This is a genomic window from Micromonospora musae (assembly GCF_003626545.1).
GTDB lineage: Bacteria > Actinomycetota > Actinomycetes > Mycobacteriales > Micromonosporaceae > Micromonospora > Micromonospora musae.
The window spans coordinates 116,569-129,253 of record NZ_RAZS01000015.1; the positions used below are offsets into that span (position 1 = coordinate 116,569).

Below are 12,685 nucleotides of genomic sequence, written 5' to 3' on the forward strand. Positions count from 1 at the left end.
CCCGACCGACGCAACTCACGACAACCGATCAGTAGCATCAGGGGTTGCGCCGGGTCGACTCAAGGCCGACTTGACGATCTGCGCGGGCGTGGCACTATTGAGTCAAGTTCACTCAACTTGTGGTGGGTGTGCTGCGGGCGGTGCCCGTCACCTGCTCAAACGTTACGAAGCGAGGAAGCGAAGATGGCACGTGCGGTCGGTATCGACCTCGGCACGACGAACTCCTGCGTCAGCGTTCTCGAGGGCGGTGAGCCCACCGTCATCGCCAACGCCGAAGGCTCGCGGACGACTCCGTCGATCGTCGCGTTCGCCCGCAACGGCGAGGTGCTCGTCGGTGAGGTCGCCAAGCGGCAGGCGGTGACGAACCCGGACCGGACCATCCGGTCGGTCAAGCGGGAGATCGGCACCAACTGGACCGTGGACATCGACGGCAAGAAGTACACCCCCCAGGAGATCTCCGCCCGTACGCTGATGAAGCTCAAGCGGGACGCCGAGGCGTACCTGGGTGAGCAGATCGCGGACGCGGTGATCACCGTTCCGGCCTACTTCAACGACGGCCAGCGGCAGGCGACCAAGGAGGCCGGTGAGATCGCCGGCTTCAACGTGCTGCGGATCGTCAACGAGCCGACCGCCGCCGCCCTGGCGTACGGGCTGGACAAGGGCTCCAAGGAGCAGACCGTCCTGGTCTTCGACCTCGGCGGTGGCACCTTCGACGTCTCCCTGCTGGAGCTGGCCGAGGGCGTCATCGAGGTCAAGTCGACCAGCGGTGACAACAACCTCGGTGGCGACGACTGGGACCAGCGGGTCATCGACCACCTGGTGAAGACCTTCCGTGGCGAGCACGGGATCGACCTCTCCCAGGACAAGATGGCCATGCAGCGGCTCAAGGAGGCCGCCGAGAAGGCCAAGATCGAGCTCTCCGCCGCCACCACCACCAACATCAACCTGCCGTACATCACGGCCGGCGCCGCCGGCCCGCTGCACCTCGACGTGACGCTGAGCCGCGCCGAGTTCCAGCGGATGACGCAGGACCTGCTGGACCGCTGCAAGGGCCCGTTCGAGCAGGCCGTGAAGGACGCCGGGATCAAGGTCTCCGACGTCGACCACGTGATCCTGGTCGGCGGCTCGACCCGGATGCCGGCCGTCACCGACCTGGTCAAGCAGCTGACCGGCCGCGACCCGAACAAGGGCGTCAACCCGGACGAGGTCGTCGCCGTCGGCGCCGCGCTGCAGGCCGGTGTGCTCAAGGGCGAGGTCAAGGACGTCCTGCTGCTCGACGTGACCCCGCTGAGCCTGGGCATCGAGACCAAGGGCGGCATCTTCACCAAGCTGATCGAGCGCAACACCACCATCCCGACGAAGCGCTCCGAGGTCTTCACCACGGCGGACGACAACCAGCCGTCGGTGCTGATCCAGGTCTTCCAGGGTGAGCGCGAGATCGCGGCCTACAACAAGAAGCTCGGCACCTTCGAGCTGACCGGGCTCCCGCCGGCACCGCGTGGCGTGCCGCAGATCGAGGTCACCTTCGACATCGACGCCAACGGCATCGTGAACGTCCACGCGAAGGACCTCGGCACCGGCAAGGAGCAGAAGATGACGATCACCGGCGGCTCCTCGCTGCCGAAGGACGACATCGAGCGGATGCGCCGGGACGCCGAGGAGCACGCGGACGAGGACAAGCGCCGCCGCGACGACGCCGAGACCCGCAACGTGGCCGAGGCGCTCCAGTGGCAGACCGAGAAGTTCCTCGCCGAGAGCGGCGACAAGCTGCCCGCGGAGAACCGTGACCAGCTCAACGAGGCGCTCGGCGAGCTGCGCAGCGCGCTCGGCGGCCAGGACATCGACAAGATCAAGGCCGCGCACGAGAAGCTGGCGCAGGTCTCCCAGCAGGCCGGTTCGTTGCTCTACTCGCAGCAGCAGGCCGAGCAGGGCGGCCCGGCCGGCGAGCAGCCGGGCGGCCAGGCCGGCCCGGGTGCCGGTGCGACCGGCGGCGCGAAGGCCGGTGGCGCCGACGACGTCGTCGACGCGGAGATCGTGGACGAGGACAAGAAGTGACGTCCCGATCCCCACGGACTCACGGCGAAGGGATGAGGTAGCCGCATGACGCAGAAGCCACGAGCCGCCGACCCGGGCGACACCGGGGCGACGCCGGGTGGCTCCGCGCCCGCCGAGCCGGCAACCGGCGACGCGCCGCGGGTCGTCATCCGTAACAACCGGAAGCTCAGCCAGCCCGCCGAACCGGAGGGTACGGCCGCCGACGCCGGGACGGATGTCCCGGCGGAGGGGCTGATCGAGGACGCCGAGATCGTCGTCGACGAGATCGAGGTCGAGGCCGGCACGGTGGACGGGGCCACGCCCGACGGCCCACCCGTGGTCGACGCGCCCGCCGAGCCGGTGGACGCCGCGACCAGTTCGACCCTCGGCGCCGAGTTGGAGGCGCTCCGGTCCGACCTCGACGAGCGGACCCGGGACCTGCAGCGGGTGACGGCGGAGTACGCCAACTACCGCAAGCGGGTGGAGCGGGACCGGGCCACCGTCGCCGAGCAGGCGACCGGCTCGGTGCTCGCCGCCGTGCTCCCGATCCTCGACGACCTGGACCGGGCGCGGGAACACGGCGACCTGGTCGGGCCGTTCGGATCGGTGGCGGAGCAGCTCACCGCGGCGCTCGGAAAGTTCGGGTTGACCCCGTTCGGCGAACAGGGCGACCCGTTCGACCCGACCCGGCACGAGGCGGTGGCCCACCAGACCTCCGACGAGGTGACCGAGCCGACGTGCGTGCAGATCATGCGGCGCGGCTACCAGCTCGGTGAGCGGCTGCTGCGGCCGGCGCTGGTTGCGGTCGCGGACCCGGAATAGTGCCAGGCAGTGACCCGATTGCCCCGCCCGTCGCCGCACGGCGACGGGCGGGGCGACCCGGGCGAACCGGTGGGGAGGGGGTGGACCGGTGAGTTCCAAGGACTGGATCGAGAAGGACTTCTACGCCGTGCTCGGCGTGGAGAAGAGCGCCTCCGAGGACGAGATCAAGAAGGCGTACCGCAAGCTGGCCCGGGAGTCGCACCCGGACCACAACCCGGGTGACCCGTCGGCCGAGGAGCGGTTCAAGGCCGTCTCCGAGGCGTACAACGTGCTCTCGGACTCCGGCCGGCGCCGGGAGTACGACGAGATGCGCTCGCTCTTCGGTTCGGGCGCGTTCCGCCGTAACGCGCGGGGCGCGGGGCAGCCGGGGGGCGTGCCGTTCGACGTCTCCGACCTCTTCGGTGGCGCCGCCGGCGGCGGGGAGCGCCGCTTCGGTGGTGGCGCGGGCTTCTCCGACCTGTTCAGTTCGATCTTCTCGGGCGGCCAGGCCGGCCCGACCGCGCCGCGCGGCCCGGCCCGGGGGCGGGACGTGGAGACCGAGGTGGCGCTCGACTTCGGTGACGCGGTACGAGGCGTGACCCTGCCGCTCACCCTGCGCGCCCCCGGTGTCTGCGACACCTGCCACGGCAACGGGGCGAAGCCCGGCACCGAGCCGCGTACCTGCCCGGTCTGCCACGGTGCCGGGGTGACGAACCGCAATCAGGGATCGTTCAGCTTCTCCGAGCCGTGCCGCAACTGTCAGGGCGTCGGCACGGTCGTCGAGGAGAAGTGCCCGGAGTGCCACGGCACCGGCGGGGTGACCAAGACCCGGACGATGAACGTCCGCTTCCCGGCGGGTGTGGCCGACGGCCAGCGGATCCGGTTGGCCGGGCGGGGTGAGCCGGGTGAGCGTGGCGGCCAGCCCGGCGACCTGTTCGTGCAGGCGAAGGTGCGGCCCGACGAGATCTTCGGTCGTACTGGCGACGATCTCACCCTGACCGTGCCGATCACCTACGCGGAGGCCGTGCTCGGTACGGACCTGCGGGTACCCACGCTCGACGGAGCGGTGACCCTGCGGGTTCCGCCGGGTACGCCGAGCGGGCGAATCCTGCGCGCCCGGGGCAAGGGAGTGGTCCGCCGGGACGGGCAGGCGGGCGACCTGTTGGTGACACTGGACGTGGTGGTGCCCGCGCGGCTGTCGGACGAGGCGCGGGCGGCGCTGGAGACGTTCGCCGAGCAGACGCCGCCGGCGGGCCGGGAACATCTCGACGCCCGGGTGCGTCGAGTCAGTTGACGCGGTGGATGGAGGCGGAGGTGAGCAGGATGTCGGGCGAGTACGCCGCTTCGTCGAATGACCCTGCCTACGAGGCCAAGGTGCTGATGATCTCGGTCGCGGCGCGGATGGCGGGGATGCACCCGCAGACCCTGCGCCAGTACGACCGACTCGGCCTGGTGCAGGCCGGGCGGGCGGCCGGAGGTGGCCGCCGGTACAGCGTCCGGGACGTGGTGCTGCTGCGCGAGGTGCAGCGGCTCAGTCAGGACGACGGCATCAACCTCGCCGGGGTCAAGCGGATCATCGGCCTCGAACGTCTGCTCGAGGAGGCCCAGCAGCGGGTGGCCCGGCTCGAGGCGGAGCTGGACGCCGCGTACCACCGGATCGCCGAGCTGGAGACGCTGGCCCGCTTCCCGGGTCGCGACCTGGTGCCGACCAACCGCACCTCCACGGCGTTGGTGGTCTGGCGCCCGCGCCGCGGGCCCGATCGCTGATCCACCTCTCTCCCGGAGCCTGACGGCCCGGTCCGCTCGCCGGTTTTCCGGCGCGGGCCGGGCCGTTCCCGTTAGCCTGCAAATGAGGTCCTTTCCGCGCAAATGTGGACCTACCGGCATGGCAGGGGGAGCGATGACGGAGGCGGCGAGACAGCTTGCCCAGCGGACGGAGGACCGGCTCGAGAAGGTGTCCGAGACGGTCCGGGGGCAGTTCGAGGAGATCACCAAGCGGCGTTTCGCCGATCTGGCGCAACAGGGGCTCTTCGCCGACCGGCCCGACCAGGAGTCGGACCGGGAGAGGGCGGAGACCCGTCAGGGAAGACCGGACGGGCCGGGCTGAGCACCGGACACCGACGAACGGGCCGGGAACCACGGGGGGTCCCGGCCCGTTCGCCGGCGCCCGGCGCCCGGCGCTAACCGAGCGTCGATCATGAGGTTTGCGGGGCGAACGGACGCCTGAGGTCCCGTCAACCTCATGATCAACCCGGCGACGCGACCGGCGACCGGGCGGCGGGATAAAGGTGCCGGTGGGGCGGGCTCAGGCTAGGCGGCGGTTCTCCCGGACCAGCCCGCCCTCGCACCAGTCGCGGTAGACGAAGAGTTCCGGCCGCGCCAGGAGGACCCGGCCGTTGTGCGCCCAGACCCGCATGAGCTCGTCGCCGTTCTTCTCGGCCTGTTCGACCAGTTTCCGGAAGCGGCGCTTCGGGTGCGCCCTGAAGTTCGTGCGGATGCCGTCCGCGGCGTAGATGTAGAGGCAGTGCAGGGCGAACCGGCGGGCCGGGCACGAGGGGTCGATGGCCAGGTCGAAGAGCGTCATCACCAGCCGGTCACCGGAGACCAACAGGTCCCAGTCCGGCGGCATGGAGCTCAACGGAACCGAGTCGGGGTGGTACGCCCACGCACGCATCTCCGCCGGCGACGGGTCGACAGGGTTGGCGAAACCGTGGAACGTCGACTCCTGCACGCTCACCGGCCAACCTTCCGATCTTGCCCGCTGCTGGCGCGGCCGCCCGCAGACCTGGCTGCTGGGGCGACACGGTAACGCGGTACCGGTCAGTAGGGGTAGACCCTCCAGGAGCAATTGGCCGACTGTCGGCCGAGCCGGGCCGACCGTACGGTCGACCCGGCTCCGCACCTATCGAGCAGGATCAGTCCGCGACCCGCACCGGCTCCCGCCGCTGCACCGACGCGCGACGGCGCAGCCAACGCTTGAACCACGGGAAGTCCGGCAATCTGGCCAGCAGCGGCCCGGTCACCACGGTGATCAGGACGTACGCCGTGGCCAGCGCGGCCAACCGCGGTTCGACACTGCCGGCCGAGACCGCGAGCCCGGCGATGACGATGGAGAACTCACCCCGGGGCACCAGGGCGAGTCCGGCCCGCCAACGACCGGGCTCGGCGATGCCGACCCTTCGCGCGGCCAGGTAGCCCGTGAGGGTCTTCGTCGCCATCGTGACGATCGCCAGCGCGAGCGCCGGCAGCAACACGGGTGGGATCTCCCGTGGGTCGGTCGTCAGCCCGAAGAAGACGAAGAACACCGCCGCGAAGAGATCCCGCAGTGGGGTGAGCAGCTGGGTGGCGTGGTGTGCCACCGGACCGGAGAGCGCGATGCCGACCAGGAACGCGCCGACCGCCGCCGACACCTGGAGTTCGGCGGCGAAGCCGGCCACCAGGAGCGTCAACCCGAGCACCCCGAGCAGCAGCGCCTCGGCGTCCTTCGCGGACATCAGGGTGGAGATCAGCCCGCCGTAGCGGATGGCGACCACCAGCACCACCAGGACTGTGGCGACCGCGATGGTGAGCGCGATACCGCCGCCCATCAGGCCGGCACCCAGCAGTACGGCGGTGACCAGCGGCAGGTAGAGCGCCATGGCCAGGTCCTCGATCACGAGGACCGAGAGGATCACCGGGGTCTCCCGGTTACCGAGCCGGCCCAGGTCGCCGAGGACTTTGGCGATCACCCCGGAGGAGGAGACCCAGGTGATGCCGGCGAGGACCAGCGCGGCCACCCAGTCCCAGCCGAGCAGGAGCGCGAACGCCGCCCCAGGCAGGGCGTTGAGCAGCGCGTCGATCAGCCCGGCGGGCGCCGCGGAGCGGAGGTTTCCGACGAGCTCGTTGGCCGAGTACTCCAGGCCGAGCATCACCAGCAGCAGGATCACGCCGATCTCGGCGCCGACGGCGAAGAACTCCTCGCTGGCGTTGAGGGGCAGCAGCCCACCGTGCCCGAACGCGAGCCCGGCGAGCAGGTAGAGGGGGATGGGTGAGAGGCCGATCCGGCGACTCAACCGGCCGAGCAGACCCAGCAGGAAGAGTAGTGCGCCGACCTCGATGAGCAGGGTGTTGGTCTCGTGCATCCGCGCCTCAGCCGTCCGGGTCACTGTCGGCGAGGATGGCGGTCACTCCGTCGAGACCCTGGCGGGTCCCGACCACGACCACCACGTCACCGGCGGCGAAACGGAAGGCCGGGTCCGGCGAGACGATCACCTCGCCCTGGCGGAGGACCGCCACGATCGAGGCTCCAGTCCGGGTGCGAGCCTTGGTGTCGCCGAGCTTCCGGTTGACGTACGAAGAGCCCGCCGGAATGAGGATCTGCTCGGTGAGCAGCCCGGCGGCCTGTTCGCGTAGCCCGGAGAGCTGACCGAGCATCAGCGACGCGCCGAGGATGTCGGCGAGCGCCTCCGCCTCGTCGTCGGTCAGCGGGATGTCGGCCTGACACGAATCAGGATCATCCGGGTCGTAAAGGACAAGGTCACGACGACCGTTGCGGTGGGAGACCACGCCTACGCGGCGTCCGGATTCCGTCACGAGGTCATGACGTACGCCGATACCCGGCAGCGCGGTCTGTTCGACACGTACTCGCACCCAGCCAACGCTACCGCGTCCAGGCCCGTCTATCCCTGCCCCGTTGACGTCAGCCGATGTCTCTTCCCTGGTCGACGGGCGGGACGGCTCGTCTCGCGCCCTCGGCCGCCCGCTCGGAGCGGTCACCGTCCGGCGGTGCGGTAGCGCTGGTAGCGGTGCATGCTGAGCCCGCGGATGCCGGGCACACCGTCGAAGATCCCGCGCTCGCCGCCGAAGCTGGAGCCGGCGATCGCCTCCCGGTGTGCCTCCTCGCTGGTCCACTCCGCGTAGAGGGTCAGCCGGGTGCCGTCGAGGCTGAACAGGAGGTGCCCGCCGATCGCGCCCGGGTGCGCGTCCGCCCGGAAGGTGGCGATCCGCTCCGCGGCCTGTTGTTGGAGTTCGGGGCCGTCGGTCGCGATGCTGATCAGCGCGACGCAACCGGGGTGGGGTGCGTCGCCGGAGAGGCTGCCCGGCGGGGTGGCGAGGCTGGAGACGACGGCGTCGAGGTGTGTGACGCCGGAGCCGTGCGCCGCGACCCGGTCCGCGGTGTCCCGCTCGCCGACGTTCCCGGCGTGCAGCCGGTAGTCCTGCTCACTCTCCCATCGGCTGTAGAACATGACGAGGTGGCCGTCGGTGCTCAGCAGGCAGGTCACCGAGAGGCAGCCCTCGGGCCGGGGCAGGTGCCGCCACCGAGCCATCGCGCTGTCGGCGGTGGCGCGTTGAGCGTGGCGATCCGCGACCTGCCAGCGGCTGGTCACCACCACGCCCGGGTGGGCGGGGGCGGTCTGCGCGGATGCGGGGACGTGGGCTTCCATGTGCTCTCCTCTGAAACGGTCCGGATGGTCTCGGCTGGATCAGCCCAGGTACGGAACGAGCGCCTTCGCGTCCCGCAGGGCATGGGCCCACCAGGTGAGCTGGTCGAGCAGGCTGCCGGCGGCCCGGTTGCACCCGTCCGGGCTCAGCGGTGTCCCCTCGGCGTCGAACTGGCGCCAGGCGTCGTGGAAGCTGACCGTTTCCCGAACGGTCACGGCATGAAGCTCGGCGAACACCAGGCGCAGGGCCTCGACCGCCCGCAGCCCGCCGCTGATCCCGCCGTAGGAGACGAAGCCGACCGGTTTGGCGTGCCACTGCTCGTGATGCCAGTCGACGAGGTTCTTCAACGCCGCCGGAAAGCTGTGGTTGTACTCTGGAGTGACCACGACGAACGCGTCGGCGGCGGAGAGTCGTGGGGTCAGGTCGTGCAGCGCGAGGAGCGCCTCCGGCGCGGGCTGCGCGCCGAACGCCGGCAGCGTCATCGGTAGGGCGACCTCGGCGAGATCGATGAGGTCGACAGTGAGGTTGTCGCGCTCGCGGGCCTGGCGTACGAACCAGTTCCCGACGGTCGGGCCGAAGCGGCCCTGGCGAACGCTCCCGAGGATGACCGCGAGTTGCAGTGATTGACGCGTCATGGCGACTCCCGACGTCGACGAGTGGATCGTGGCCGGCATCCGGCCACCCGCCAAGGCTGATACCTACACAAATGTGGAGGTCAAGCTACGGTGGTCGGCGTGACGGATTCGGCTCCGACGAGCGCGCAGTTGTTGACCATCGGCGAGCTGTCCAGACGCAGCGGCGTGCCGCACACCGCCCTGCGGTTCTACGAACGGCAGGGGCTAATCCACAGTCGGCGGACCACCGGGAACCAGCGCCGTTACGACCGTGGCACGCTGCGCCGGATCGCGTTCATCCGGGCCTCGCAGCACACCGGCGTACCGCTGGCCGTCATCGGTGAGGTGCTCGCGCTGCTGCCGGCCGGCGCGTCACCGTCGAAGGAGTTCTGGGAGCGGGCATCGGAGTGCTGGAGCAAGGAGATCAACGCACGCATCGCCCGGTTGGAGCGGATGCGCGACCGCTTCACCCGGTGCATCGGCTGCGGCTGCCTGTCGTTCGACGAGTGCGCCCTGGTCAATCCGGGCGACGCGCTCGCCGAACTGGGCCCGGGGCCGCACCGTCTGCTCAGATCCTGAATCCCGTGGCCGGCGGCGCGGGCCAGGCCGGCGACTGCGACTCCGGAGGTGACGGGAGTCACATCCGTAGAGTTGAGCGGAATAGGCTCAAGTCTGGTTGTGTCCTTCCTAGCGGACCTGTCGATCCGGGGGAGTCATGAACACGGAACGTCTCACCACCAAGAGCCGCGAAGCCATCACCGGTGCCGTCGCCCTGGCGAATCAGCGCGGTCACGCCACCGTGGAGCCCTGGCATTTGCTGCTGTCGTTGCTCGACACCGAGGGCTCGACCGCCGCCGGCCTGCTGCGTGCCGTCGGGGCCGAACCCGTCGAGCTGCGCCGGGCCGCCCAGCGCGCCGTCGACGCCCTGCCCGCGGCGCGCGGCTCCAGCATCGCGGAGCCGACCCTGGCCCGCGAGTTCGTCAACGCCATCGGTGCCGCCGAGCAGATCGCCCGGCCGCTGGGCGACGAGTACACCTCCACCGAGCACCTGCTGGCCGGTCTGGCCCGGGTGGGCGGCGCGGTGGCGGACGCGTTGAAGGCCGCCGGCGCCACCGAGGAGAACCTGGTCGCCGCCTTCCCGACGGTGCGCGGCGGAGACCGGCGGGTCACCACCGCCGACCCGGAGCAGACCTACCAGGCGCTCGCCAAGTACGGCGTCGACCTCACCGCTCGCGCCCGCGAAGGAAAGATCGACCCGGTGATCGGCCGGGACTCGGAGATCCGCCGGGTGATCCAGGTGCTCTCCCGGCGTACCAAGAACAACCCGGTCCTGATCGGCGAGCCCGGCGTGGGCAAGACCGCGATCGTCGAGGGGCTCGCCCAGCGGATCGTCGCCGGTGACGTGCCGGAGTCGCTGCGGGACAAGAAGCTCGTCTCGCTCGACCTGGGCGCGATGGTGGCCGGCGCGCAGTACCGCGGGCAGTTCGAGGAGCGGCTGAAGTCGGTGCTCGAGGAGATCAAGAACTCCGACGGGCAGGTCATCACGTTCCTCGACGAGCTGCACACCGTCGTCGGCGCCGGCAAGGGCGAGGGCTCGATGGACGCCGGCAACATGCTCAAGCCGATGCTGGCCCGCGGCGAGCTGCGGATGGTCGGCGCCACCACGTTGGACGAGTACCGCGAGCACATCGAGAAGGACCCGGCGCTGGAGCGGCGCTTCCAGCCGGTGCTGGTGGGCGAGCCGACCACCGAGGACACCATCGGGATCCTGCGCGGGCTCAAGGAGCGCTACGAGGTGCACCACGGCGTACGGATCACCGACGCCGCCCTGGTCGCCGCCGCGACCCTCTCGGACCGCTACATCACCGACCGCTTCCTGCCCGACAAGGCGATCGACCTGGTCGACGAGTCGGCGTCCCGGCTGCGGATGGAGATCGACTCGCGGCCGGTCGAGGTGGACGAGATCGAACGGGCGGTCCGCCGGCTGGAGATCGAGGAGATGGCGCTCGCCAAGGAGCCGGACGACGCCTCCGTCGAGCGGCTGGCGCGGTTGCGCCGGGAGCTGGCCGACAAGCGTGAACAGCTGACCGCGCTCTCCGACCGCTGGAAGCTCGAGAAGGGCCACATCACGAAGCTCTCCACGGCCAAGGAGGAGCTGGAGCGGCTGGGCGGCGAGGCCGAGCGGGCCGAGCGCGACGGCGAGCTGGAGCGCGCCGCCGAGCTGCGGTACGGCCGGATCCCGGCGCTCAAGACCGAGCTGACGCAGGCCGAGCAGGAGCTGGCCCGGCTCCAGGCCGACGGCGCGATGCTGAAGGAGGAGGTCGGTGCCGACGACATCGCGGCCGTGGTCGCCTCCTGGACGGGTATCCCGGCCGGCCGGCTGCTCGAAGGTGAGACGGCGAAGCTGCTGCGGATGGAGGAGTCGGTCGGGGCGCGGGTGGTCGGCCAGCCCGAGGCGGTCGGCGCGGTCTCCGATGCCGTACGCCGGGCGCGGGCCGGCGTCGCCGACCCGGATCGGCCCACCGGCAGCTTCCTCTTCCTCGGCCCGACCGGCGTCGGCAAGACCGAGCTGGCCAAGGCGCTCGCCGAGTTCCTCTTCGACGACGAGCGGGCCATGGTCCGCATCGACATGAGCGAGTACGGCGAGAAGCACTCCGTCGCCCGCCTGGTCGGTGCTCCGCCCGGCTACGTCGGTTACGAGGAGGGCGGTCAGCTCACCGAGGCGGTGCGCCGCCGGCCGTACTCGGTGATCCTGCTCGACGAGGTGGAGAAGGCCCACCCCGACGTCTTCGACATCCTGCTCCAGGTGCTCGACGACGGCCGGCTCACCGACGGCCAGGGGCGGACCGTCGACTTCCGCAACACGATCCTGATCCTCACCTCCAACCTCGGGTCGTCGGTGATCAGCGATCTGACGCTCGCCGAGGAGCAGCGTCGGGAGGGTGTCCTGTCGGTGGTCCGCGCGCACTTCAAGCCGGAGTTCCTCAACCGGCTCGACGACGTGGTGGTCTTCGCCGCTCTGCGCGGGGACGATCTGCGCTCGATCGTGGACATCCAGCTGTCCCGGCTGCGGAGCCGCCTCGCCGATCGCCGGTTGGCGCTGGACATCACTGACGACGCGCGCGGCTGGCTGGCCGAGCACGGCTACGACCCGATCTACGGAGCCCGCCCGCTACGCCGCCTGGTACAGACGGCAATCGGCGACCAGCTGGCCAAGGCCCTGCTGGCCGGTCAGATCCGCGACGGTCAGACGGTCAAGGTCGACCTGACCCCCACCAAGGAAGCCCTGACCGTCACCCCCGCCTAACCCCCACCCCCCACCCCCACCCCTAGCCCTCGTGATCAAGAGGTTTGCGTCGCGGAACCGTCTTCCGTTGACGCAAACCTCTTGATCGACAGGGTGGGGTGGGTGGGGGCGGGGAAAGTAGGGGGCATGTTCGGGATCGGGAAGAAGCGCGACCGTGAGATCGCGGACGCGGTCGAGGAGTTGGCGCGGGCGGACACGCTCGCCTTCGGCGGGGTCGGCTTCGCCGGAACGCTGCTGCCGGTGACCGAGGCGTACGGCACCGTCGAGGCCGTCCTCGCCGAGCAGCCCGAAGTCGTACGCGAGCAGCTCGATCGGCTGCTCACGCACGGCTCGCCGGCCGGTCGGGCGTACGCGGCGACGCTGCTGGAACAGGTCGACCCGGCGGCCGCGCGGGCGGCATGGACGGCGATGCGCGGCGACCCGGGCGAGTTCACCACGTACAGCGGCTGCCTCATGGGCCGCTCCTCGTTGGGCGAGTACGCCGCGGGCCGCCTCACCGAGGCGTGAA

General features: G+C 70.7%; 13 protein-coding genes. 8 read left to right on the top strand and 5 right to left on the bottom strand.

What is annotated here, in order from left to right; all coding sequences use genetic code 11:
- Nucleotides 1-183: 183 nt before the first annotated feature.
- The 5 genes from dnaK to D7147_RS29885 all read left to right on the top strand — a co-directional run bounded on the left by dnaK (nt 184) and on the right by D7147_RS29885 (nt 4,942).
- Complete coding sequence (dnaK, locus tag D7147_RS29865) at nt 184-2,055, top strand: molecular chaperone DnaK (RefSeq protein WP_120683678.1); 1,872 nt, start codon at nt 184-186, stop codon at nt 2,053-2,055.
- A gap of 45 nt (nt 2,056-2,100) precedes the next feature.
- On the top strand, nt 2,101-2,856 hold the full coding sequence (grpE, locus tag D7147_RS29870; protein WP_120683680.1) for a nucleotide exchange factor GrpE: 756 nt from the start codon (nt 2,101-2,103) through the stop codon (nt 2,854-2,856).
- Nucleotides 2,857-2,944: 88 nt separating this feature from the next.
- Nucleotides 2,945-4,129 carry a molecular chaperone DnaJ gene (gene dnaJ, locus D7147_RS29875; protein WP_120683682.1) on the top strand — a complete coding sequence of 395 codons (1,185 nt, stop codon included), beginning with the start codon at nt 2,945-2,947 and terminating at the stop codon, nt 4,127-4,129.
- A 29-nt stretch (nt 4,130-4,158) separates the two neighbouring features.
- Nucleotides 4,159-4,602 carry a heat shock protein transcriptional repressor HspR gene (locus D7147_RS29880; RefSeq protein ID WP_120683684.1) on the top strand — a complete coding sequence of 148 codons (444 nt, stop codon included), beginning with the start codon at nt 4,159-4,161 and terminating at the stop codon, nt 4,600-4,602.
- A gap of 118 nt (nt 4,603-4,720) precedes the next feature.
- On the top strand, nt 4,721-4,942 hold the full coding sequence (locus D7147_RS29885; RefSeq protein WP_147437468.1) for a hypothetical protein: 222 nt from the start codon (nt 4,721-4,723) through the stop codon (nt 4,940-4,942).
- A gap of 198 nt (nt 4,943-5,140) precedes the next feature.
- Here the strand turns inward: D7147_RS29885 and D7147_RS29890 are convergent, their stop codons facing one another.
- The 5 genes from D7147_RS29890 to D7147_RS29910 form a co-directional block, all read right to left on the bottom strand.
- On the bottom strand, nt 5,141-5,572 hold the full coding sequence (locus D7147_RS29890; RefSeq protein ID WP_120683688.1) for a hypothetical protein: 432 nt from the start codon (nt 5,570-5,572) through the stop codon (nt 5,141-5,143).
- Between the two features lie 178 nt (nt 5,573-5,750).
- Nucleotides 5,751-6,956, bottom strand: coding sequence for a cation:proton antiporter (locus tag D7147_RS29895; RefSeq protein ID WP_120683778.1), 1,206 nt, complete (start codon nt 6,954-6,956; stop codon nt 5,751-5,753).
- A 7-nt stretch (nt 6,957-6,963) separates the two neighbouring features.
- A complete protein-coding gene (locus D7147_RS29900; protein WP_120683690.1) occupies nt 6,964-7,464 on the bottom strand; it encodes a cation:proton antiporter regulatory subunit in 501 nt (166 codons plus the stop codon).
- A 122-nt stretch (nt 7,465-7,586) separates the two neighbouring features.
- Complete coding sequence (locus D7147_RS29905) at nt 7,587-8,258, bottom strand: antibiotic biosynthesis monooxygenase (RefSeq protein WP_120683692.1); 672 nt, start codon at nt 8,256-8,258, stop codon at nt 7,587-7,589.
- Nucleotides 8,259-8,297: 39 nt separating this feature from the next.
- A complete protein-coding gene (locus tag D7147_RS29910) occupies nt 8,298-8,891 on the bottom strand; it encodes an NADPH-dependent FMN reductase (RefSeq protein ID WP_120683693.1) in 594 nt (197 codons plus the stop codon).
- Nucleotides 8,892-8,990: 99 nt separating this feature from the next.
- Here D7147_RS29910 and soxR point away from each other — a divergent pair, with 99 nt between their 5' ends.
- The 3 genes from soxR (at nt 8,991) to D7147_RS29925 (ending at nt 12,684) form a co-directional block, all read left to right on the top strand.
- Nucleotides 8,991-9,449, top strand: a complete 459-nt coding sequence (gene soxR / locus D7147_RS29915) for a redox-sensitive transcriptional activator SoxR (protein ID WP_120683780.1) — start codon at nt 8,991-8,993, stop codon at nt 9,447-9,449.
- Between the two features lie 136 nt (nt 9,450-9,585).
- Nucleotides 9,586-12,177 (top strand): ATP-dependent chaperone ClpB, encoded by a 2,592-nt coding sequence (gene clpB, locus D7147_RS29920; protein ID WP_120683694.1) that lies wholly within the window; start codon nt 9,586-9,588, stop codon nt 12,175-12,177.
- Nucleotides 12,178-12,303: 126 nt separating this feature from the next.
- Nucleotides 12,304-12,684 carry a hypothetical protein gene (locus tag D7147_RS29925; RefSeq protein WP_120683695.1) on the top strand — a complete coding sequence of 127 codons (381 nt, stop codon included), beginning with the start codon at nt 12,304-12,306 and terminating at the stop codon, nt 12,682-12,684.
- Nucleotide 12,685: the final 1 nt, after the last annotated feature.

What these genes read in the sequence shown, in the direction of transcription:
- grpE (WP_120683680.1), top strand. Translation starts at nt 2,101, where the DNA reads ATGACGCAGAAGCCACGAGCCGCCGACCCGGGCGACACCGGGGCGACG.
- dnaK (WP_120683678.1), top strand. Translation starts at nt 184, where the DNA reads ATGGCACGTGCGGTCGGTATCGACCTCGGCACGACGAACTCCTGCGTC.
- clpB (WP_120683694.1), top strand. Translation starts at nt 9,586, where the DNA reads ATGAACACGGAACGTCTCACCACCAAGAGCCGCGAAGCCATCACCGGT.
- D7147_RS29905 (WP_120683692.1), bottom strand. Translation starts at nt 8,258, where the DNA reads ATGGAAGCCCACGTCCCCGCATCCGCGCAGACCGCCCCCGCCCACCCG.
- D7147_RS29910 (WP_120683693.1), bottom strand. Translation starts at nt 8,891, where the DNA reads ATGACGCGTCAATCACTGCAACTCGCGGTCATCCTCGGGAGCGTTCGC.
- D7147_RS29895 (WP_120683778.1), bottom strand. Translation starts at nt 6,956, where the DNA reads ATGCACGAGACCAACACCCTGCTCATCGAGGTCGGCGCACTACTCTTC.
- D7147_RS29925 (WP_120683695.1), top strand. Translation starts at nt 12,304, where the DNA reads ATGTTCGGGATCGGGAAGAAGCGCGACCGTGAGATCGCGGACGCGGTC.
- D7147_RS29885 (WP_147437468.1), top strand. Translation starts at nt 4,721, where the DNA reads ATGGCAGGGGGAGCGATGACGGAGGCGGCGAGACAGCTTGCCCAGCGG.
- D7147_RS29880 (WP_120683684.1), top strand. Translation starts at nt 4,159, where the DNA reads ATGTCGGGCGAGTACGCCGCTTCGTCGAATGACCCTGCCTACGAGGCC.